Source organism: Flavobacterium sp. KACC 22761 (assembly GCF_034058155.1).
Lineage (GTDB): Bacteria > Bacteroidota > Bacteroidia > Flavobacteriales > Flavobacteriaceae > Flavobacterium.
The window spans coordinates 3,093,101-3,116,314 of sequence record NZ_CP139148.1 but is presented as its reverse complement, the minus strand read 5'-3'; the positions used below and the strand labels follow the sequence as shown (position 1 = coordinate 3,116,314).

16 protein-coding genes are annotated in these 23,214 nt (G+C 34.4%); 11 read left to right on the top strand and 5 right to left on the bottom strand.

Annotated features, from left to right (window positions below):
* Positions 1 to 2: 2 nt before the first annotated feature.
* The 5 genes from SCB73_RS13485 to SCB73_RS13465 all read left to right on the top strand — a co-directional run bounded on the left by SCB73_RS13485 (position 3) and on the right by SCB73_RS13465 (position 10,097).
* Positions 3 to 3,098: a DUF5107 domain-containing protein gene (locus tag SCB73_RS13485; RefSeq protein WP_320566742.1), complete on the top strand. Its 3,096-nt coding sequence runs from the start codon at positions 3 to 5 to the stop codon at positions 3,096 to 3,098.
* 71 nt (positions 3,099 to 3,169) lie between these two features.
* Positions 3,170 to 5,353: a M1 family metallopeptidase gene (locus SCB73_RS13480; RefSeq protein WP_320566741.1), complete on the top strand. Its 2,184-nt coding sequence runs from the start codon at positions 3,170 to 3,172 to the stop codon at positions 5,351 to 5,353.
* A 97-nt stretch (positions 5,354 to 5,450) separates the two neighbouring features.
* Positions 5,451 to 6,740, top strand: coding sequence for a DUF3472 domain-containing protein (locus SCB73_RS13475; protein ID WP_320566740.1), 1,290 nt, complete (start codon positions 5,451 to 5,453; stop codon positions 6,738 to 6,740).
* 41 nt (positions 6,741 to 6,781) lie between these two features.
* Positions 6,782 to 8,158 carry a Gfo/Idh/MocA family protein gene (locus SCB73_RS13470; protein WP_320566739.1) on the top strand — a complete coding sequence of 459 codons (1,377 nt, stop codon included), beginning with the start codon at positions 6,782 to 6,784 and terminating at the stop codon, positions 8,156 to 8,158.
* A gap of 82 nt (positions 8,159 to 8,240) precedes the next feature.
* Positions 8,241 to 10,097: a glycoside hydrolase family 35 protein gene (locus tag SCB73_RS13465; protein WP_320566738.1), complete on the top strand. Its 1,857-nt coding sequence runs from the start codon at positions 8,241 to 8,243 to the stop codon at positions 10,095 to 10,097.
* A 238-nt stretch (positions 10,098 to 10,335) separates the two neighbouring features.
* Here the strand turns inward: SCB73_RS13465 and SCB73_RS13460 are convergent, their stop codons facing one another.
* The 4 genes from SCB73_RS13460 to guaA all read right to left on the bottom strand — a co-directional run bounded on the left by SCB73_RS13460 (position 10,336) and on the right by guaA (position 16,444).
* Entirely contained in the window at positions 10,336 to 10,737 is a 402-nt protein-coding gene (locus SCB73_RS13460; protein ID WP_320566737.1) for an OsmC family protein, read from the bottom strand.
* A complete protein-coding gene (locus SCB73_RS13455; protein WP_320566736.1) occupies positions 10,737 to 12,839 on the bottom strand; it encodes a LysM peptidoglycan-binding domain-containing protein in 2,103 nt (700 codons plus the stop codon). The genes SCB73_RS13460 and SCB73_RS13455 overlap by 1 nt, the downstream gene beginning before the upstream one ends.
* A gap of 97 nt (positions 12,840 to 12,936) precedes the next feature.
* A complete protein-coding gene (locus SCB73_RS13450) occupies positions 12,937 to 14,853 on the bottom strand; it encodes a LysM peptidoglycan-binding domain-containing protein (RefSeq protein WP_320566735.1) in 1,917 nt (638 codons plus the stop codon).
* A gap of 61 nt (positions 14,854 to 14,914) precedes the next feature.
* The gene (gene guaA / locus SCB73_RS13445) at positions 14,915 to 16,444 is read right to left on the bottom strand and encodes a glutamine-hydrolyzing GMP synthase (protein ID WP_320566734.1); all 1,530 of its coding nucleotides are present in this window, start codon (positions 16,442 to 16,444) and stop codon (positions 14,915 to 14,917) included.
* 230 nt (positions 16,445 to 16,674) lie between these two features.
* Between guaA and SCB73_RS13440 the strand changes: the two genes are divergently transcribed.
* A complete protein-coding gene (locus SCB73_RS13440) occupies positions 16,675 to 17,202 on the top strand; it encodes a hypothetical protein (protein ID WP_320566733.1) in 528 nt (175 codons plus the stop codon).
* A gap of 160 nt (positions 17,203 to 17,362) precedes the next feature.
* Here SCB73_RS13440 and SCB73_RS13435 read toward each other — a convergent pair whose 3' ends face one another.
* Entirely contained in the window at positions 17,363 to 18,085 is a 723-nt protein-coding gene (locus SCB73_RS13435) for a hypothetical protein (protein WP_320566732.1), read from the bottom strand.
* A gap of 304 nt (positions 18,086 to 18,389) precedes the next feature.
* Between SCB73_RS13435 and SCB73_RS13430 the strand changes: the two genes are divergently transcribed.
* The 5 genes from SCB73_RS13430 (at position 18,390) to SCB73_RS13410 (ending at position 23,153) form a co-directional block, all read left to right on the top strand.
* Complete coding sequence (locus SCB73_RS13430; protein ID WP_320566731.1) at positions 18,390 to 19,307, top strand: J domain-containing protein; 918 nt, start codon at positions 18,390 to 18,392, stop codon at positions 19,305 to 19,307.
* Complete coding sequence (locus SCB73_RS13425) at positions 19,297 to 19,602, top strand: chaperone modulator CbpM (RefSeq protein ID WP_320566730.1); 306 nt, start codon at positions 19,297 to 19,299, stop codon at positions 19,600 to 19,602. Before SCB73_RS13430 ends, SCB73_RS13425 begins: the two co-directional genes overlap by 11 nt.
* Positions 19,603 to 19,766: 164 nt before the next feature.
* Complete coding sequence (locus SCB73_RS13420) at positions 19,767 to 20,150, top strand: RidA family protein (RefSeq protein ID WP_035648901.1); 384 nt, start codon at positions 19,767 to 19,769, stop codon at positions 20,148 to 20,150.
* 183 nt (positions 20,151 to 20,333) lie between these two features.
* On the top strand, positions 20,334 to 21,590 hold the full coding sequence (locus SCB73_RS13415; protein ID WP_320566729.1) for a voltage-gated chloride channel family protein: 1,257 nt from the start codon (positions 20,334 to 20,336) through the stop codon (positions 21,588 to 21,590).
* Positions 21,591 to 21,659: 69 nt separating this feature from the next.
* Positions 21,660 to 23,153: a rhomboid family intramembrane serine protease gene (locus SCB73_RS13410; RefSeq protein WP_320566728.1), complete on the top strand. Its 1,494-nt coding sequence runs from the start codon at positions 21,660 to 21,662 to the stop codon at positions 23,151 to 23,153.
* The last annotated feature ends 61 nt before the right edge of the window (positions 23,154 to 23,214 follow it).

The window sequence follows — 23,214 nt, the reverse complement described above, 5'->3', positions numbered from 1 at the left end:
TCATGAAATTTAGACCATTATTATCCATTTTACTCTTTGGAAGCCTCTTTGCCACAGCACAAAACAAACCCACTGTAAAAGAATACAAAAAAGTATTTACCACATATCCGTTCTCAGATCCTGATCCGATTCCGAAACCTGATACCAAGTTTTATCCGTATTTCCGTTTTGATGGTTTTACCGATAAAGCTGTTCAAAAAGAATGGAAAGTGGTCGAAATTGAAAACGATTATATCAAACTGATGATTCTGCCAGAAATTGGAGGAAAAGTCTGGTCGGCTATAGAAAAATCAACGGGAAAAGACATTGTTTACAATAATCATGTGGTAAAGTTTAGAGACATTGCCATGCGCGGACCATGGACAAGCGGCGGTGTTGAAGGCAATTATGGCATTATCGGCCACACGCCAAATTGCGCCACTCCTGTCGATTACAAAATTATAAATCGAGAAGACGGAAGCATTAGCTGCGTGATTGGAGTTTTAGATTTATTAACGAGAACTTCTTGGAAATTAGACATCAATCTGCCAAAAGACAAAGCGTATTTTACCACAAATTCGTTTTGGTCTAACACAACCGAATTCGAACAGCCTTATTACACTTGGATGAATACGGGAATAAAAGCTGCTGAAAATCTGCAGTTTATTTATCCAGGACAGACTTACATTGGCCATAATGGAGAATACAATTCTTGGCCAATTGATAAAAAAAACGGCAAAGATTTATCTTTTTACAAAAACAACAATTTTGGCGGTTACAAATCGTATCATGTATTCGGGAAATATGATGACTTCTTTGGCGGATATTATCATGACGAAGATTTCGGAATGGGTAGATATGGCAATCACGATGATAAACCGGGCAAAAAAATCTGGATTTGGGGATTGTCACAACAAGGCATGATTTGGGAAAAATTATTGACGGATACTGACGGACAATATGTAGAAGTGCAAAGCGGAAGATTGTTCAATCAGGCGAGCGAAGGCAGTAATCTTACGCCTTTCAAACAACGCTCATTTGCGCCTTATCAAACGGATACTTGGACCGAATATTGGTTTCCTGTAAAACACACAAAAGGTTTTGTAAAAGCCAATAACTATGGTTCGGTCAATGTTAAAAACGAAAACGGCTGGCTGAAAATCTATTTTTCTCCGCTTCAAAAATTAAATGAAAAAATTGAAGTTTTTGAAAACGATAAAAAAGTATATTCTAAAGATATTGCTTTGAATACAATGCAAACTTTTAAAGATTCTATTCAGGTAAAAGTCGATTCTAATAAATTGAAATTCGTTTTAGGCGGAAACAAATTAGTTTGGAATTCTGCGCCAGAAGACGGAAACATCAATCGTCCCGTAGAAATTCCGAAGGATTTTGACCATAATTCAATTTACGGATTGTATCAGCAGGGAAAAAATTACATCGCTTTTAAAGATTATGTTCAGGCTGAAGACAAACTGAATGCTTGTTTGAAACTAGATCCGAACTTCGCTCCTGCCCTTTCTGCATTGGCTTCTTTGCAAATCAGAAAATTAGATTATAAAGCAGCTGTTAATTCGGCAAGCAAAGCTTTAGCAATTGATACTTATGATCCTGCTGGAAATTATTTTTATGCTTTGGCGAATTTCCATTTAGGAAATACTATCGACGCAAAAGATGGTTTTGATATTGCTGCTGCAAGTGTTGAATTCCGCAGTCCGGCTTACACTGCTTTAAGCAAAATTTATTTGGCCGAAAACGACTTGCCAAAAGCTATTGAGTATGCAGAGAAAAGCTTAATATATAATCAATACAATATCGAAGGTTTACAGGTTTTAGCGGTTTTATATCGTCTTCAAAATAATTCGGATAAAGCAAATTCGGTTTTAAAAACCATTACAAAATTAGATCCGCTGAATCATTTTGCTGATTTTGAAAAATACCTTTGGAACAATTCAAACGATTCAAAAAATACTTTTGTTTCTGCTATTCAAAACGAAATGCCAGAACAGACTTTTCTTGAATTAGGAATTTGGTACAATAATATCAGTCGAAAAGAAGAAGCTCTAAAAGTGTTTTCTATTGCTGAGCCGAGCGCAGAAATCATTTATTGGAAAGCCTTTTTAGAAAACAAACCAGTTGATGTAAGCAAAATCAAACCCGGAACAAGTTTTCCTTTCAGAAATGAAACGGCTGAAATCCTAAAATCTTTAATTAAAACAAATGATCAATACCAATTAAAATATCATTTAGGATTAATTGAATGGAATCGTAATCGTATTTCAGAAGCTAAAGAGTTGTTTTCGCAATGCGACACAAAACCAAATAATCCTGCTTTTTACGGAGCAAAAGCTTCTTTATTCAAAGATGATTCGGCAATTGTATTGGCAAGTCTTCAGCAGGCAATCAAATTAGATCCGCAAGGCTGGAGATATCACAAAATGCTTGCAGAACATTACATCGCTCAAAAACAATTTGACAAAGCGCTTACAACAGCTGAATCTTTCTATAAAAAACATCAAGATAATTATTTGATTGGAATGCTGTATGCCAAAACATTATTGCTGAACAAAAAGTATCGTGAAGCTGATTCATTCTTGACCAAATTGCAAATCCTTCCCTTCGAAGGCGCAACGGCTGGAAGACAACTATATCACGAAGCTAAATTGATGCAAGCTTTGACAGAAATGAAAAACAAGCAATACAAAAAAGCATTACAATTTATTGCCGATGCAAAACTGTTTCCAGAGAATTTAGGCGTTGGAAAACCGTATGACGAAAATATCGATGAAAGATTAGAAAACTGGCTGGATTATCAATGCTATAACAGTTTAGGAAACAAAGAAATGGCTTCAAAATCTTTAGAGAAAATCGTGTCTTTCAAGCCGGTGGTTGATAATACGGTTATGAATTTTCTTCCAGCAAACCAATTGGTTTCGGCTTGGGCGATTGAAAAAACTTCTTCTGCTCAGGAAGCTGAAAAATGGATTAAAAACCAAGCAAGCTTGTATCCGACAAATAAAATAGTTCAGTGGAGTTTATTGGCTTACACCAAAAAACAATCGAATTTTTTAAGTGAAGATGAAAAAGACGGTGAAGTTAGAATTATCGAAAAACTTTAAAAAATGTAGTAAAAGTACAATACAATTAACTGTACTTTTAAACCATAAAACAATCATTTAAAATCAAAAAAATGAATAACCTTTTTTTAAAATGTACTCTTTTTGGCCTTGCCTTATTGGCAGTTCAAAATACAGAGGCGCAAAACACAGACAAGAGCAAAGATGAATTGTCTGTTTACCGAGTTACCCCTCAAAAAGTTCACGATTTAATTCACACTAAACTTGACGTATCTTTTGATTATGGCAAAAGATATCTGTATGGGAAAGAGTGGCTGACTTTAAAACCACATTTCTATGAAACCGATTCACTTACGCTTGACGCAAAAGGAATGGATTTTAAAGAAATTGCAATTATTGAAGGAAACAAAAAAACACCTTTAAAGTACACATATGACAATGAGCAGCTTTTTATTGCTTTAAACAGAAAATACAAAAGCACTGAAAAATTCACTATTTACATTAATTACACCGCAAAACCAGATGAATTAAAAGTAAAAGGAAGTGCTGCAATTACAGATGCAAAAGGATTATATTTTATAAATCCTGATGGAAAAGATGATAAACCAATCCAGATCTGGACACAAGGAGAAACAGAAGCATCGTCTTGCTGGTTCCCAACAATTGACAAACCAAATCAGAAAACAACTTCTGAAATTGCGATGACGGTTGACGCAAAATATGTAACCTTATCTAACGGTAAACTGGCATCACAAAAAGCCAATTCAAACGGAACCCGCACGGATATCTGGAAAATGGAATTGCCACATTCTCCTTATTTGTTTATGATGGCTGTTGGTGATTTTAAAATATCCAAAGACACTTACAATGGTAAAGAAGTAAGCTATTATCTGGAACCAAAATATGCCCCATACGCAAAACAAATATTTGGTAAAACTCCGGATATGATGAACTTTTACAGCAAAATGCTAGGCGTTGAATATCCGTGGGCAAAATATGCGCAAATCGTTGCCAGAGATTATGTTTCAGGCGCAATGGAAAATACATCTGCAACTTTGCATGGCGAGTATGTACAGAAAACAGCCAGAGAATTACTGGATGATAATCAGGAAAGTACGATAGCTCACGAGCTTTTTCACCAATGGTTTGGCGATTATGTAACGGCTGAATCGTGGTCAAACTTAACCATGAACGAATCGTTTGCCACTTTTGGAGAAGTGCTTTGGCATGGTCACGACGCAGGACAAGACGCGGAAGACAGATCACGTTATGAGAAATTGCAGAATTATTTGCGTTCGCAAAAAAATGGCGACAGTCCTATTTTGGCACGTTTTCATTACAAAAATGCAGAAGATATGTTTGATAATATCAGCTATTCTAAAGGTTCGATTATTTTGTATGCCATGAAAAACCAAATGGGCGACGAAGCCTTTTTTAAAGGTTTAAATCATTATTTGACAACAAATGCTTTTAAATCTGGTGAACCGCATCAATTGCGTTTGTCGATGGAAGAAGTAACAGGAAAAGACTGGTTGCCATATTTTGATCAATGGTATTATAATGCTGGAAGTCCGATTCTGGATGTGACTTACAGATATGTTAACGGAAAAATCCTCATTACGATAAATCAATCTCAGGATAGTGCGGTTCAAACCTTTACGTTACCTCTGAAAGTTGATTTTTATGTAAACGGAACCAAAATAAGAAAGGATATTTTAATTAATGAAAGACAACAAAGCTTCAGTTTTGATCTTCCTTCAAAACCAGAATTTATAGATCTAGATCCTGATAAAATTTTAGTGGGCGAAGTTAAGATAGATAGAAAAACTGCTGCAGATTATCTATTCCAATATAAAAATGCACCATCCTATTACAACCGAATTGAAGCCATAAAATTTGCTTCAAAAGACAGAAGTCAGGAATCACAACTTATTTTATTGGAAGGTCTAAAAGATCCTCAAGAAGATTTAAGAGTACTGAGCATCAAAGCAATTGATTTGAATGAAAAACAAACCAAGGATCAGGTTTTAAAAATGCTTCTTGATATTGCTAAAAATGATAAAAAAACAATTGCCCGAGCAAATGCTATAGTAAAATTAGCTTCTACGGGAGATGCTTCTTATAAAAGTTTGATGGAAGAAAGCATTAAAGAACAATCATATAACGTAATTGCAGGAGGATTAACTGGATTAACAAAATATGCACCAGCCGAAGCTGATAAAGCATTGGCCTCATTAGATGACGATACAAAAAAACATGTAACGACATTAATGAAAAGATTTAATAGTCAAAAATAATTAGCAAGGTCCATTTGAATTGTTTTGTTTTTGAAAACCTCTCTAATCTGGTTCATTAGAGAGGTTACTTTTAAATAAAAAACCAAAATTGTAACAAATGAAAAATTTATTTTACTTGTTTTTTGTTTTCGTTTTAGTCTCTTTTTCGAATGAGAAAAAAGAGGCCGAAACAACCATTTCTATTCCGCTTGCGGGAAATGCATTCAGCTCCAAACATATTGACGGAAGTAATACAATTACTGACAATGGCATTGAAAATTGGACAAATCCGAATGAGGTTTTCACTTTATATTTTAAAATTTCAAAACCAGGAACTTTTCAGATTTTTGTTGAAGAATCAGTAGAAGTTTTTGGAAAATCGGAAGTTGAATTTTCTATAAACAACGAATCCAAAAAAGTAAAATTTGTTGCTTCAAAAAAAGCAGTTTCCATTGGAACTTGGACAATAAATAAAGAAGGTTATGTCGCTTTAAAAATAAAAGGAGTCAGTAAAACTGGCACTCAATTTCCTTCCATCAATCGTATAACAATTTCAAGCAAAGATTTTGATGGAAAAATTTCTTATGTTCCTAATAACGAAGGCAATTTTTATCACTGGGGACGTCGCGGACCTTCGGTTCATTTGAATTATCAAGTACCCGAAAATATAAATGCCGAATGGTATTACAACGAAATTACCGTTCCTAAAAATGAAGACAAAATTGGCTCTTATTTTATGGCAAATGGTTTTGGCGAAGGCTATTTTGGTATTCAGGTAAATTCGGCAACAGAAAGACGAATTCTGTTTTCAGTTTGGAGTCCATTTGAAACTGATGACCCGAAAAGCATTCCTGATTCGCAAAAAATCAAAATGCTCAAAAAAGGAGAAAATGTTCATACCGGAGAATTTGGAAGCGAAGGTTCGGGCGGACAAAGCTATCTGAAATATATGTGGAAAGCTGGTACAACCTATAAATTCTTATTGCGAGGAAATCCTCAAAACGACAATTCTACAAATTACACCGCTTATTTTTATGCTCCAGAATTAAAAAAATGGTTGTTGATTGCGAGTTTCAATCGTCCTCAAACGCATACTTATTTAAAAAGATTTCATTCCTTTTTAGAAAATTTTGTTCCGGAACAGGGTGATTTATCCCGAAAAGTTTTATTCAGTAATCAATGGGTTTGTGATGAAAAAGGAGTTTGGACAGAAATTAATTCGGCTCGTTTTACAACCGACAATACAGGAGCAAAAGGCTATAGAATGGATTTTGCTGGCGGATTGGAAAAAGATTCTTTCTACTTAAAAGATGGCGGTTTCTTCAACGATTTCACAGCACCAAAAACCGTTTTCACAAAACCATTAAACAATAAAAAACCAGAAATCAATTTTGATGCTTTGCCTTAAAAATGATTGCTTTAAATAATCAAAAAAATAAATAACCACGCATGAAAACTCGTATTTTAAAACTCTTTTTAATCGTTTGTATTTTATTTGGCTGGACAGTCTCGGCGCAAATGATCAAGACCAAAACACCATCAAGGCCAAAAGGACAGCAAGATGTTCTTAGAATGTCTGCACCTGCTATTCCAACCGTTCGTATTGCTTTCATTGGTTTAGGAATGCGCGGACCAGGCGCTGTAGAACGCATGACACATATTCCAGGTGTTGAAATTATAGCACTTTGCGACATGAAGCAGGAAAACACGTCAAAAGCCAATGAAATTTTGGCAAAAGCGGGATTTCCAAAAGCACAAGAATTTTATGGCGATGAAAATGCTTGGAGAAAAGTTACAGCGCTGCCAAATGTAGATTTAGTTTATGTAGCAACAGATTGGCTTCATCATGCCGTAATTGGAGTTCAGGCCATGAAAGATGGAAAACACGTAGCAATTGAAGTTCCGGGCGCTTTGACTATGAAAGAAATCTGGGAGTTGATTGATACTTCAGAAAAAACGAGAAAACATTGTATGCAATTGGAAAACTGCGTTTATGATTTCTTCGAATTGACTACTTTGAATATGGCTCAGCAAGGTTTATTTGGTGAAATTCTACATGCTGAAGGTTCTTACATTCACGGTTTACAGCCTTTCTGGGGAGAATACTGGAACAACTGGAGAATGGATTACAATATCAAACACCGTGGCGATATTTATGCGACACACGGAATGGGACCTGCGTGTCAGGCACTAAATATTCACCGTGGTGACAAAATGAATTTCCTGGTTTCTATGGATACAAAAGCCGTTGGAAATCCTGCTTATATCAAAGAAAAATCAGGTCAGGAAATTAAAGATTTTAGAAATGGAGATCATACTATGACGATGATTCGTACTGAAAATGGAAAAACAATTCAAATTCAGCACGACGTTACTTCTCCTCGCCCATACAGTAGAATGTATCAATTGAGCGGTACAAAAGGTTTTGCTAATAAATATCCTTTGGAAGGTTATGCGCTTGACGGAAAAGAACTTGGCGACGATGTAAAACCAAATCATGAAAAATTAAGCGCACATTCTTTTGTTCCCGAAGAAGTTAAAAAAGCTTTAATGGAAAAATACAAACACCCAATTGCCAAAGGAATTGAAGAACAAGCCAAAAAAGTAGGCGGTCACGGTGGCATGGATTTTATTATGGATTATCGTTTAATTCACTGCCTTCAAAAAGGGCTTCCATTAGATATGGATGTTTACGATTTAGCCGAATGGTCTTGTTTAGGTCCATTGACAGAAATTTCATTAGACAATAATTCTGCACCCGTAGAAATTCCAGATTTCACAAGAGGAGGTTGGAATAAATTGAAAAAATTAGAGTTTTCAGAATAAATATTGGTTAGTTAGGAAGACAAGAGGGCAAAGTTTATATTTGTCCTCTTGTCTGTTTTCAAGCAAATCTTATCACTACACAATGAAAAAAATAGCTTTATTTCTTTTTATCGCTTGTTGCTTATTTTTCGACGCATCGGCACAAAACAAACAAACTTTCGCAATTAGCGATGGAAATTTTCTTTTAAATGGAAAACCCATACAAATTCACTCTGGAGAAATGCATTATTCGCGAATTCCGCAACCGTATTGGAGACATCGCCTAAAAATGATGAAAGCAATGGGATTAAATGCTGTTGCAACTTACGTTTTCTGGAATTATCATGAAGTTTCACCGGGCGTTTGGGATTTTAAAACCGGTAATAAAAACCTAGCCGAATACATAAAAACTGCTCAAGAAGAAGGTTTATTCGTGATTTTACGCCCGGGTCCGTATGTTTGTGCCGAATGGGAATTTGGAGGTTATCCGTGGTTCCTACAGAATGTTCCAAATATGGTTATTCGCGGAAATAATGCACAATATTTGGCTGCAACAAAAGCTTATTTTACCGAATTATACAAACAAGTTGCCAATTTGCAAATCACGAAAGGAGGACCAATTATCATGGTTCAAGGCGAAAATGAATTTGGTTCGTATGTTTCACAACGAAAAGATATTCCGCTTGACGAACATAAAAAATACAGTGCTGCCGTTTTTCAGCAATTAAAAGATGTTGGATTTGAAGTTCCGTTTTTCACTTCTGACGGAAGCTGGCTTTTTGAAGGCGGTGCTTTGCCTGGTGCATTACCAACTGCAAACGGCGAAGATGATGTGGCAAAACTCAAAAAAGTCGTACATCAATTTCATGATGGAAAAGGGCCTTACATGGTTGCCGAGTTTTATCCGGGTTGGCTAGATCATTGGGCAGAACCATTCCCAATTCAGAAGCCGGAACAAACCGTTCGTCAAACCAAAAAATATCTGGACAATCAAGTTTCTTTCAATTATTATATGATTCACGGAGGAACCAATTTCGGATTTACTTCTGGCGCTAATTATGACAAAGAACACGACATTCAGCCTGATATGACTTCTTATGATTATGATGCACCAATAAGTGAGGCAGGCTGGGCAACTCCGAAATATAATGCTTTAAGAGAGCTTTTAAAAAATACAGAAACACCCAATATTCCAGATCAGATTCCGGTAATTACAATTCCGAATATCTCTTTAACGAAAGCTATTGATTTAGAAGATTTAAAATCGAAAATTGATCCTGTAATTGAAGATAATCCGCAAACATTTGAGCAATTAAATCAAGGTCATGGTTATGTTTGGTACAGTAAAAAATTCACACAACCAATCAGCGGAAAATTAGAATTAAATGGTTTAAGAGATTATGCCATAGTTTATTTAAACGGAAAAAAGGTTGCCGAATTAAACCGTTACTACAAAAATTACAGCTGCGAAATCGAAGTTCCTTTTAATGCCACTTTAGATATTATAGTTGAAAATATGGGACGCATCAATTACGGTTCTCAAATTAATTCAAATAATAAAGGCATCATCAGTTCTGTAATTATCAATGGAGAAACCATTACCGGAAATTGGGAAATGTACAAACTGCCTATGAATACAGAACCCGATTTGGCCATTTACAAAAATTCTGCGAAAGCAAATCGTCCAACCTTATATCAAGGTACTTTCAATTTGAAAAAAACTGGAGATACTTTTCTCGATATGAGAGATTGGGGAAAAGGAATTGTTTTTATAAACGGTATAAATATCGGTCGTTATTGGAGTGTTGGTCCGCAACAAACTCTATATGTTCCGGGTTGTTGGCTTAATAAAGGTAAAAATCAAATTACCATTTTTGAGCAAAAAAACTCAACCATGCAAAAAGAAGTAAAAACGATTGCAACACCAATTTTAGAAGATTTAAAACCAGAAAAAGGGTAAAAAGCTATAAAAAAATCTAGAATAAGTAGATACTTTATAACCCGAGCGGGGTAAAATATTTATAGAATTTAAATCAAATAAATGAGAAAAAGCTCCAGCGGAGCGACATATCAAAGATGTCGCTCCGCTGGAGCTTTATTTTGCATAAATATTCTTTTCTATAGATATTTTGCTTCTCCGAAGCTTACAAAAAAAGCTGTCCTTTTGAGACAGCTCCTTATTAATATTCATTCAAAAATTAATTCCAATTGAAACTAATTTTCTTTTCAATTTCACTGCTTAAACTTAAAAATACCGGGCAAGTCATTGCAGCACGTTCTAAAATTGTTCTGCTTTTCTCATCAGCATTGCTTTTCATTTGAAAAATAATTTCGATTGCTCCAATTCGTCTTGGTTCTGCATTCATTATTTTTGTTACTTCTGCTGTAGAACCTACAAAATCTACCTCCATGTCTCGAGCTTTGATTCCCATAATCGTCATCATACAGCTTGCTAAAGCATTTGCTACAGTATCTGTTGGAGAAAATGCCTCTCCTTTTCCGTTATTATCTAGAGGTGCATCTGAAATGATTTCGCTTCCAGATTGCACGTGAATTGAACTTGTTCTTAAATCGCCTAAATAGGTTACTTTTGATGTCATTAGTTTGCTGCTTTTAAAGTTAAATCGCTGTCGTAATATAAAATGTAAACACCTTTGTTTGCGTGTCCTCCATCTTCTTTTTTGTAATATTGAAATTTATTGTCCACTTGTTCTGTGGTCATTAAATCGGCCGTTTCTTGGTATGTTTTCCCTTGAACCAAACGCATCATGGTATCAAAAGTAACATCAAATCCTTTTGTTGCATAAACATTCGGATTTACTTTATTTTTCAAACGGTATTCTTTTTTGAAAATCATAGCTCCAACTTCACTGCTTTCGCGTGTCACAGACGGATACATCAACTTCAATTTAATTAAATTATCAAAACTAATTTCATCTGTATCCAAGGTGCTGTTTGGTTCTAAAATCACCAATTGCACCTGACATGTTTTTTGTGAATCAAGCAACGCTTTTATTGTTGCTTTCACCATTGCCGTATTTCCAGTTTCCATCACTACATAATTCATGCGTCCAGGAAGCAACAAACCTTTTAAGTTTGCAACATCTAAACCACCCGTTTCTGTCAATGTAGCAAATACAACTCCTTTTTGGTTTTGTTTAATATAGTTGATTACAGATTCTTTTTTCTTGTCAACAACCGCTACAATATTTCCGTTTTTGGCGCGCATATAATCAAAAACTGCGTTACGTACTACATCATTTGACGGAATCGCTTGATACAAATTATCAATTGGATTTGCAGTATCTTTTGATAAAGGTGAAATCACCGGAACACTATCTGAACGCAACATGTTTGCAGTCGCTTCGGCATTATTTTGATAAAATGGGCCAATCACGGCATTTGCATTCTGCAATTTATTCTGTGCAATCAAACTCGAAATATTTGATGACGTTTTGGTTTCTCCCGAATCGTAAATCGAAACATCAATCGGCAATTTCAAAGCTTTAGCCGAATCAATTGCCATCATTGCTCCGGAATAGAAATCAAGCGTCATGTTTAAAAATTTATCATTTTTAACTTTTGTCGCCAAACTCGTTGTATCACTTTGCAGTTTCGCCAAATTAAACGGCAATAACAAAACCACTTTCTGGCGCTCTGTCTGACCTCTTTTCTTTGTCAATTCTACGACTTCAGGATCTGCAGAAACCGTTTCAGATTTTACTTTATCAACAATTTTAATACCGCTTGGTGCATCTGCAGTATTTATAGTTGGTTTTTCTACCGCTTTTTCAACAATTTTTTCAGCTGGTTGTGCTTGTGCAATAATTGGCTGTGGCGCTAAATATCCTGTCGGAACTTTCAAAACCATTCCCTCTTTTACACCTTCAGAAAGTGACGGATTCAAAGCGACTAATTCATCTTGCGACAAATGAAATGTTCTTCCTAAACTATAAAAAGTCTCTTTCGGCTTCACTTGATACTCCATATAAGTTGTGGCTTTTTTAGGCGCATCTGCTTTTTTAGTTTCAGCAGGTTTTGCGGTATTTGCAATTGGTGCCGCTTCCGTTTTAGGTGCTGTTCCTTTTATCGTTAATCTGTAACCAATTGGCAAATTCTGAACAATTTCAGGATTACGTTTTTCTAATTCTGCAACAGAAATGCCATATTTGTTTGCAATACCAAATTTCGTTTCTTTAGGCAAAACATCATGATAAACATATTTTTCTTGAGCTAAATTTTTAGCTGATTTTGCTGTTGCTGCCGTTTTGGGAACTGAACCTTTAGCTGGAATTACTAATTTTTGTCCAGCCTGAATACCATCTTTTTCTAAAAATGGGTTTGCCGCTATTAATGCTTCATGCGAAATTCCGTATTTATGTTCAATCCTCCAAAAAGTTTCTTTTGACTCTACTTCGTGAATAATTTCTTGCGAATTAGCGGCTGTTTTTGCCACAGCAGTCTCAGATTTTACTGCTGTTTTATTGCCACTTGCAGGAATCAGCAAAACAGTATTTGGTTTTACTCCATTTCTAGCATCTGGATTTAATGCATAAATATCATAAGGCGTAACTTTAAATTTTACGGCAATCTGGTTTATTGTTTCTCCGCCTGTAACTGTATATTTCACTACCTTTTCCTGAGAAAAAGCCGAACAGGTTACAAAAAAAACCAAAGACAATAATGTTGAATAATATTTCATAAATAGGACTTAAAACAATTTTATTTTTAATTCAAAAACAAGTTACTAAATTCTTGTCAAAGCAAGATTCGGGCCAGTGTTAATTCCGCCTCAAATTTTATCTCAGATCGATTTCTGCTTTAGCAATAATTATTTCTTTATATAACTCATCTTCCTCCTTTTTCTTGCATTTATACAAAACTTCTTCCATGTTTTCGAACTTATCCGAGTAAACATAATACGAAAGACTGTTTATATTGAAAAAGAAACTTGCGTTAAAATCACCAGAATCAATAAGTTTCATGATAAGCTTATCGCGAAGTGTTGCGTCTGTAAATATACCTAAAACTAAGTAATAACCGTTTGAAACTTCTTTAAGATTATCAAAAACTTCAACTTTTACCGTTTTATCTGTTTTAAGCGGATTTTCTTCTAATTCGCGTTTCATTTCTTCTAATGAAACCGTTTTTGAAGCCTCAGAAACACCCGATTTATTTTGTTTTTTAATCGCTTCATCCTGATACTTTTTCAATTTCATCAAAGCTAGTTTGTCATCAAATTTTCGAGCTTCCATACTATAATAGGAAGCTTTGCTGATATGTCTTTTTACTTCAATTTGTTTTTGAGTATCCAATGAATCGATTTTGGCAATCAAAAGCTGGTTTTGAGCATCGCCTTGCTCCTGTTCGATTTTGTAACGCTTGATTTCTTCCAAAGAAAGTCTTTGCTGAATTGAAGTCACATTATTATTCTTCTCGCTTTCGCGGATTTTCTTCTTGTATTCCTGATTTTCTTCAACGGCTATTTTTTCTACTTTATTCATTAGACCGGCGTATGCTTTTCTATTTTCTGCCAATTCTTTTTTCAACTGAGAAGACAATTCGTTTGTTTTGCTGATTCCCTCTGAAGATTGTTTTTCTAATCTTTTAGATTCTTCAACATTCAAAATATCCATACGTTTTAACTCGTTCAAATCATTGTTCATCGCAGTTACAAGCGAATCCAATTTGGTCATCAAAATATCCTGAACATTTTTATTTGCCTCTAGAACCAATCGAAGTTTTTCAACTGAATTTTCTTTGGAACCATTCATGTCATTCAGATTTACTTTCAAATCATTAATTTTTATGATTTTCTGATTCATTTCCTTCTGAACAACCAATCGGTCTTTCAAATCTTCAATTTCAATTGTTTTAGCTTTTGTCTTTTCGACTACAACTTGTTTTTCGGCCAAAGCAAGCATCAATTCTTCGCTTTCATTTGCTGGTTTTATTGCTGCGGTATTGATAGCCAATTTATTTCCAACAATTAATCCGTTTACGATTTCGGGATTTTGAGATTCAAGCTGATCGATCGAAATTCTATATTTCTTTGCAATCGAAAATTTGGTTTCCTTTGGCTCAACAACATGAAAAATAGTTTCCTGATTAATAACGCGAACTCTTCCGTCCAAAGTTTTCTTTTTATTCGGAATTGAAATGGTTTGACCAATCTGCAAACCGTTAATCAAAATATCCTTATTCAGATTTTCTAGATCCTCAACCGAAACATTGTATTGTCTCGCAATGCTGAATAAAGATTCCTTAGCAACAACAAGATGTGAAGCTTTTAAAGTATTTATATTTTCAATTTTCGAAAGATTTGAAGAATTTTGCGGAATAACTAATTCCTGACCAACCTGAAGTCCGCTGGCAAGAATTTCTTTATTGGCTTCCTGAAGTGCTTCTTGAGAAACATGATATTTTTTTGATAAACCGTAAAGTGTTTCTTTCTCGCCAACAATATGAGTAATTTGTTGATCTGATTTTATTTTTTCTGAAGAATGAACCGGAATCTTAATAATCTGATTGTCTTTGATTCCATTTTGAGATTCGGGATTGAATTTAAAGATTTCATCAACCGAAACCTTATATTTTTGGGCTATAAAATACGCGGTTTCTCCCTTTTGAATTTTGTGCTCAATAAATGAATCTTGTGCAGTTATTCTGTTAAAAGACAAAATAAAGACAAGAAAAAACGTTAAAAATTCTCTCATAAATAGTAGGTTTAAAAAATTAAGGCATAACAAATGTAACGCCTTAATTTGAAAAATCTTACTATTCCCACTCAATTGTTGCAGGTGGTTTTGAACTAATATCGTAAACAACACGATTCACGCCTTTTACTTTATTGATGATGTCGTTTGATACTTTCATCAAGAAATCGTAAGGTAAATGAACCCAGTCAGCAGTCATACCATCTGTTGATTCCACCGCTCTAAGCGCTACAACTTTTTCATAAGTACGCTCATCGCCCATTACTCCAACAGAATTTACAGGAAGCAAAATTGCTCCAGCTTGCCAAACTTTATCGTATAATCCCCAAGATTTTAAGCCTTCGATAAATACAGAATCTACATCTTGTAAAATTCTAACTTTCTCTGGAGTAATATCTCCTAAAATTCTGATAGATAATCCTGGTCCTGGAAAAGGGTGTCTTCCTAATAATTCAGGATCGATTCCTAATGTAGCTCCTACTCTTCGAACCTCGTCTTTAAACAACATTCTAAGCGGTTCTACAATTTTTAATTTCATATAATCTGGCAATCCACCAACGTTGTGGTGCGATTTAATAGTTGCAGATGGTCCTTTTACCGAAACTGATTCAATTACGTCTGGGTAAATTGTTCCTTGTGCCAACCATTTTACGTCTTCTAATAAGTGTGACTCATCATCAAAAACTTCGATAAATACACGACCAATTGTTTTACGTTTTGTTTCTGGATCGCTAATTCCAGCTAATTCGCCAAGGAAACGATCTCCTGCATCTACACCTTTTACGTTTAATCCCATTCCTTTGTATTGATCTAATACATTTTGGAATTCGTTTTTACGTAAAAGTCCGTTGTTAACGAAGATACAGTATAAATTTTGCCCGATTGCTTTGTTTAATAAAACAGCTGCTACAGTAGAATCTACTCCTCCAGATAAACCAAGAACTACTTTATCGTTCCCAAGTTTTTCTTTTAATTCTGCTACCATTTCGTCAACGAAAGCATTTGGAGTAAAGTTTTGCGGAACTTCAGCAATTTTAACCAAGAAGTTTTCTAACATCTGTTTTCCATCTGTTGAATGGTAAACTTCTGGATGGTATTGAATTGCATAAGTAGTTTCGCCTTCAATTTTATAAGCTGCATATTCTACGTCATGCGTGCTTGCTAATTTTACAGCATTTGTTGGAAGCGCTTTGATACTATCGCTATGGCTCATCCAAACTTGGCTGTTTTCTGAAACTCCTTCAAAGAAAGTTTCACCATCTTTAATATAAGACAAGTTAGCTCTTCCGTATTCTCTAGTATTTGAAGCTGCCACTTCTCCACCGCTGAAATGAGCTAAATATTGTGCTCCATAACAAACAGCAAGCAAAGGCATTTTACCTCTAATTTGTGATAAATCAGGATGTGGTGCATCTTCTCCTCTTACAGAGAAAGGGCTTCCTCCTAAAATTACGGCTTTATAACTTGATAAATCACTTGGAATGTGATTGTAAGGAAAAATTTCGCAGAATATATTTAATTCGCGAACTCTACGCGCAATAAGCTGAGTATATTGCGATCCGAAATCTAAAATAAGTACGTTGTGTTGCATGCGCAAAAGTACTTTTTATATTCGAAATTCAAAAATCAGAGCACTGAAAAAAATATTTTTTTTTCAGTGGAGTTCCTAAGATGCTAAGTTGCTAAGATTCTGAGTTTTATTTTTAGTCTCAAAAAAGAAAAAAACTTAGTCACTTAGAATCTTAGAAACTTAGTATCTTAGCAAAAATCCAAAAACCAATTAATTTCGTATGTAACGAAAAACCCAATTTTAAATTAACTATGAAATCAAAACTTATTGCCTTGACAATTTTTTTGTCATTTTTTTTAACTTCTTGTGATGCTGTTGACGATTTATTGACTTTCACTATTTCGAATAATACTTCGATTACAATCAAAAGCACTTCACCAATTAATTTGCCTTCGGAAATAATCACGCCGGAAGTAACGACAAATTCATCAGCAGAATTTCAAAACAACAAAACAAAAGCTAGTCTGGTAAAAGATGTAAAATTGAGATCGTTGAATTTATCGATTTCTGATCCGTCAGATAAAACATTCACATTCTTGAAATCAGTCCATTTGTATATTTCAACTACAAATTCAGATGAAATTGAATTGGCTTATCAAGATAATATCATGTCAACCAGCAACACAATTGACTTGATTTGTACCGATCAAAAATTGGATCAATACATTAAAGCTGATAGCTACAAAATAAGAACTAAAGTAACTCTAAAAGAAACTCTAACGAAAGATGTGACTATAAAAGCAGATATGAAGTTTAAGGTTACTGCGGATCCGTTCTAAGAGGCTAAGACGCTAAGACGCTAAGATTCTAAGGAGCTAAGACACTAGTTCATTAAATTGTATAACAAAAAGGAGATTCTAAAATAGAATCTCCTTTTTGTTTGTATTTTAAGTTGGTAAAAAAACTTAGCACCTTAGAATCTTAGCATCTTTAAAAAAATCATTCTTTTGTCACCACAATCGAAGCCTTAAATCCTGCGGCGAGATTATCCCAATAATCGTTGGTTACTAATTGGCCTTTATCGTCAAAAACCTGAATTTCAGCCGTGTTTCCTCCGAGGCTTCCTATGTTTAGTGCTTCAAAATCTAATTTGTTAAATCCGTCGGCCAGATTAATTTTTACATCTTTAAAATTGGCATCCAAAAATATCTGATCGCGAATGACTTGATCGTTATTTGACACTTTTACCAAATCGCCGTCTATTGCTCCAAAATCGCGGAATTTGACAATAAAATATTGCGATTTTGTTTTGAAATCTCCCAAAGAAATATTCTTTTTGACCAATGTTCCTCTGCCCTCGCGAAGTCCTGCGTCTTTTAGAGCTTTATCCAAATCTTTTTCCATTTTGGCTACATAACGATCACCCGGATTAGCAAATTGACTTTCGGTTGACATCGAGAATTTGCTTTTTTCTTCTCCAATTTGAAATTTAGATTTTGTCGTTAATTGCGTATTATCATAAACATTGGGTGTTTTGATACTCGGAATTTCAGCAGTTGGCGCAGCTGGATCGTTCAAATCTGGCAAATCTGGAGCCGGAATCTTTTTGGGTTTAGCATTAAACTTTGGTGCAGGAATACTCTTGAATTTAGTACTAAATTCATTTTGAGCTGAAAGTGTTGCAGCAGTAAAAAATAATATGAAAAATAAAATGTGCTTCATTGAAAAAGTTTTATCGACTCGGCCTGTATAATTTTTACAAAATATTCTTAGTGTTAAGCAAAAATAATATAATTTGTTTACGCACTTCCACTTTAAGTATTTTATAACAATAATTTGGGCTAATTTTTAGAATCAAAAAACCTGCCATAGTTTAATTCAAATCTTTAAAATTTAACATTATCCCAAAAGATATCCGTACGATTCTTTTGTAAAAATTTTGTTATAAAATCCTTCTTGACTTTGAAAATAAACAACTTATTCCTAAATTCAAGGTTTAAATTTTGTTCCTCAAAAAATCAAGAAAATGGATTATATCGATTATTACAAAGTTTTAGATGTCACCAAGTCTGCAACTGAAGCAGAAATCAAAAAAGCGTACAGAAAATTAGCCCGAAAATACCATCCCGATTTGAATCCGAATGACAAAGAAGCGGAGAAAAAATTCAAAGAAATCAATGAAGCCAATGAAGTTTTGAGCAATCCTGAAAATCGTAAAAAATATGATAAATACGGAAAAGACTGGAAACATGCGGACGAATTTGAAAAAGCTGGCTACGACCCGAATCAGCAACAACAGCAATATTCGAGACAGCAAAGCGGACAGGATTTTTCTGGTTTCGGGGAAGATTTTTCGGGAAGCGATTTTTCTGATTTCTTTAACTCGATTTATGGATCCCGGCGAAGCAGAAGCCAATCCAAATACCGAGGCCAAGATTTCAACGCTGAATTACAACTTGATTTAGAATCGGCGTACACAACGCATAAACAAAATTTGAGTGTAAACGGCAAAAATATCAGAATCACCATTCCGGCAGGTGTTGAAAATGGTCAAATAATAAAAATTTCAGGCCACGGAAGTCCAGGCGCAAATGGCGGGCCAAACGGTGATTTGTATATTACTTTTTCAATTTCCAACAATTCTGATTTTAAAAGAGATGGAAACAATCTTTATTCAAATGTTGACTTGGACTTATACACAGCGATTTTGGGTGGCGAAATCAACATTAAAACCTTTGATGGACAAGTAAAAATAAAAGTTCCTGCCGAAACGCAAACCGGAACAAAAGTAAAATTAAAAGGAAAAGGCTTCCCTATTTATAAAAAGGAGAATCAATTTGGTGATTTATATTTGACTTACAATTTGAAAATTCCGACCAAATTATCTGAAAAAGAAAAAGAATTATTTACAGAATTAGCTAAACTTAGAAATCATGGCCAGTAAAAATTTGATTCAAATAAAACAATTTTGTCTGTATCACGAAATTGAAAATACTTTTATAAAAGAGCTCAACAATTATGGTTTGGTAAAAATTATTCTTGAAGAAAATGATGAATACTTGGAGCCAGAAGAGTTGCCAACAATCGAAAAAATGATTCGAATGCACTACGATCTTAATATTAATATGGAAGGAATTGATGCGATTTATCATTTGTTGAACAAAATCGAAATTTTGCAACAGCATTTGACAAACACACAAAACAAACTCCGAATTTATGAAGAGGAAAATCTTAAGTAAAGCCCGAATTCATGCTTAAAATATCACAAAAAAGAAAGATTTCCCAATTGATTTCAACCCGAAATGATTCTTTTTGATGAGCTTATTTCATAAATTGCAACACATTAATTAACCTGAATTTGTTTTAAAAAACCATCAAAAAAAAATTCAAAAAAACTCATAAAATGAAAAGAGAAAACATCTTGACAGGATCGCCTTGGGAAGACAAAATGGGATATTGCCGTGCCGTAAGAATTGGCAATATCATTGAAGTTTCAGGAACTGTTGCAATCGTTGACGGCGATAAAGTAAAAGCCGATGACGCTTATGCACAAACGTACAATATTATTGAACGCGTTGAAAAAGTTCTTGAAGATTTGAACGTTGGAATAAAAGATGTGATCAGAACTAGAATTTTCACTACAGATGTTTCTACTTTTGAAGAAGTTGCCAGAGCACATTCCGCTTTTTTTAAAGATGTGAAGCCTACAACTGGATTTTATGAAATCAGCAAATTAGTTGCTCCCGAATATTTAGTTGAAATCGAATTTACTGCTGTAGTACAGTAAAGTTTTTTTGCCACGACTCGAGCGATAGCGAACAGGCGAAGCAATTCACGAATTTCCACTAATTATTCTGCCACAGATTATAAGGATTAAAAAGATTTATTTTTTTAATTTTCTTAATTACAAAATGCTATTAATTCGTGAAAATTCGTGAAATTCGTGGCAAAACTATTTTAGTGCTTATTAATGACTTCCCAAAACCTCAAACAATTATTGCTTTCGATTCCAAAATGGATAATTATTTGTGCATTAATTGGTATATTTTCAGGATCAGCTTCAGCATTTTTCTTAGTTTCTTTAGAATGGGTTACGCAATTTAGAATTGCACATGACTGGATTATCTGCCTTTTGCCAATTGGCGGATTATTAGTTGGTTTGAGTTACTATTACTGGGGAGAATCTGTTGCAAAAGGAAATAATTTATTGTTGGAGGAATACGAAAATCCGCAAAAAGTAATTCCGTTTAAAATGGCTCCTTTAGTGCTGTTGGGAACTTTGCTAACTCACTTATTTGGAGGATCTGCGGGACGCGAAGGAACTGCAGTTCAAATGGGAGGCGCAATTGCAGATCAATTCACCAAAATTTTCAAACTCGATAATTCCGAACGCAAAATTTTAATTATTCTTGGAATCGGTGCTGGTTTTGCATCTGTTTTTGGAACACCTTTGGCGGGCGCCATTTTTGCTTTGGAAGTTTTATACTTTAGTAAAATCAACTTCAAAAGCATTTTACTTTCTTTTTTAGTCGCTTACGTTGCCTATTTCACCGTTGAATTTTGGGAAATAAAACATACGCATTACAGCATTCCAGTTGTACCCGAATTTAATTTCAGTAATTTATTTTACATCATAATTATTGGACTTTTATCTGGCCTTGCCGCTTTATTATTTGCAAGAAGCACCCATTTTTGGAGCTCACTTTTTTCAAAAAACATCAAATATCCGCCACTTCGTCCCGTTATTGGTGGTGTTATTTTAGCAATTGCCATTGCAGGTTTTGGAATGACAAAATTCTCGGGACTGGGCGTTCCAGTCATTGTTGATTCTTTTTCAAATCCAAATGAGTGGTATGATTTTTTGCTAAAAATTCTTTTCACCGGATTTACTTTGGGTGCCGGTTTTAAAGGTGGCGAAGTAACCCCTTTGTTTTTTGTCGGAGCAACTTTAGGAAGCGCATTATCAATCGTAATTCCAATGCCAATTGCACTTTTGGCGGGAGTCGGGTTTGTTGCTGTTTTTTCTGGCGCGACTCACACTCCTATCGCCTGCACTATCATGGGAATGGAATTATTCGGAATTGCTCCCGGAATTTTTATCGCCATCGGCTGCACAATTGCTTATTTTTCCTCGGGTTCTGTTGGTATTTATAAATCGCAGATTGTCAAAGGAGCAAAATATAAATTGTATCAGCGCTTCAAAAAAGAAGAATTGGAACATTTGTAATAAAATATTTTACAATTATTACCTCTTTTTTTGTAGTATTGTTTTTCCTAAATCAAAACATAACTGCAAATGGCATTTGGATTTCCTGCGAAGTATTCTGAATTAATCCCGTTAAATAATTTATCTCATACAACTTTCATTTTACATGCAATTTCAATATGCAAAAAGCTAAATTGGAATATTGTAAGTGTAGATGAAAATCATTTAAAAGCTTTTTCACAAAACAACAAAAACACATGGAATGAAATCATTCTAATTGATTTTGATGAAAATACGGCCAAAATCACAAGCTCTTCAAATGGAAATCAAATTTATGACCGCAGCAGAAATAAAAAAAATGCGGTATCTTTTTTAGATCTGTATTTTGAAGAACTAAATTCTGTTTCAAATTCGGAAACAGATGAAGTTAAAGTTCAGGAACAAATCAAAATAGCAAGAGAAAATACTGTTTCTAAAGAAAACTCTTCTCACAAAAACATCTCGAGATTTTATTCTGTTTTCTCCATTTTTATTCCTACCAAAGATTATTTGTTTACACCAATCTTAATTTATTTAAATCTTCTGATTTTTATAATTATGACCTATTCAGGTGTAAACTTTTTCAAACCTTCCCCTCAAAATATTATTGATTGGGGAGGAAACTACGGACCTATGATTTATGAAAACGAATGGTGGAGATTGCTTTCTTGCCGTTTTGTGCATAACGGTTTTTTACATTTGCTTATCAGCTGTTTTTCCTTGGCATATATCGGATTGCTTTTAGAATCCTACCTCAAAAGATGGCAATTTCTTGCTACTTATTTATTGTGTGGCATTATTGCATCGTTAAGCAGTTTGTGCTGGAATAAAGATTTTGTGAGTTCAGGTGCGGCAAGTGCTTTCTTTGGTTTATATGGCATTTTGATCGTCTTATTTTTATTTAAGAGAACAAGTATAAAAGTCAATTTAAGAATTATCTTGAGTATCATTATTTTATTGGTACTAAATCTTGCCTATAATTTTATACATGAAATTAATTCTGTTGCAGAAATAGCAAGCTTTGCATCAGGAATCATTTTTGGTTTGGCCATTTCTTTGGCCAATAAAAAGAAAGAATATGGCTTTGCGTTTGCTTCTACTGTCGCTACAATTATTATAGTTTTCTTATTTATAAATTTCAAAAATTCTAAAGTTTATATTTATCAGGTAATGGAATATGAAAAAAGGATGCAAGAATTTACAGACATGGAAAAAATGGCATTAGAAGCTTACAGCAGTTATTATGGAGGTTCCTTTGAGGAAAGCAGAGACAATGCCTTGTATATGATTAAAGACCGAGGTATTTACTATTGGAATGAAAATATTACGCTAATTACAGAATTAGACAAACTATATCTTCCCAAAGAAATACATGAACACAACAACAAATTGATTGAGTATTGCAAGTTAAGAATTAGCTTATATGAACTGGCATATAAAAAAATAGCCGAACAAAGCACCTTATATGATGAGCAGATGCTTGCTTTAAATTTTCAAATTCAAAGTATAATGAACAAGATTAAAAAAGCGCAAACGCCAAATTAATTTCATGACTTGCCTAAAAATTCACTAATTAGCCTTGTTTCCTAAAAGCATGTTAATCTAT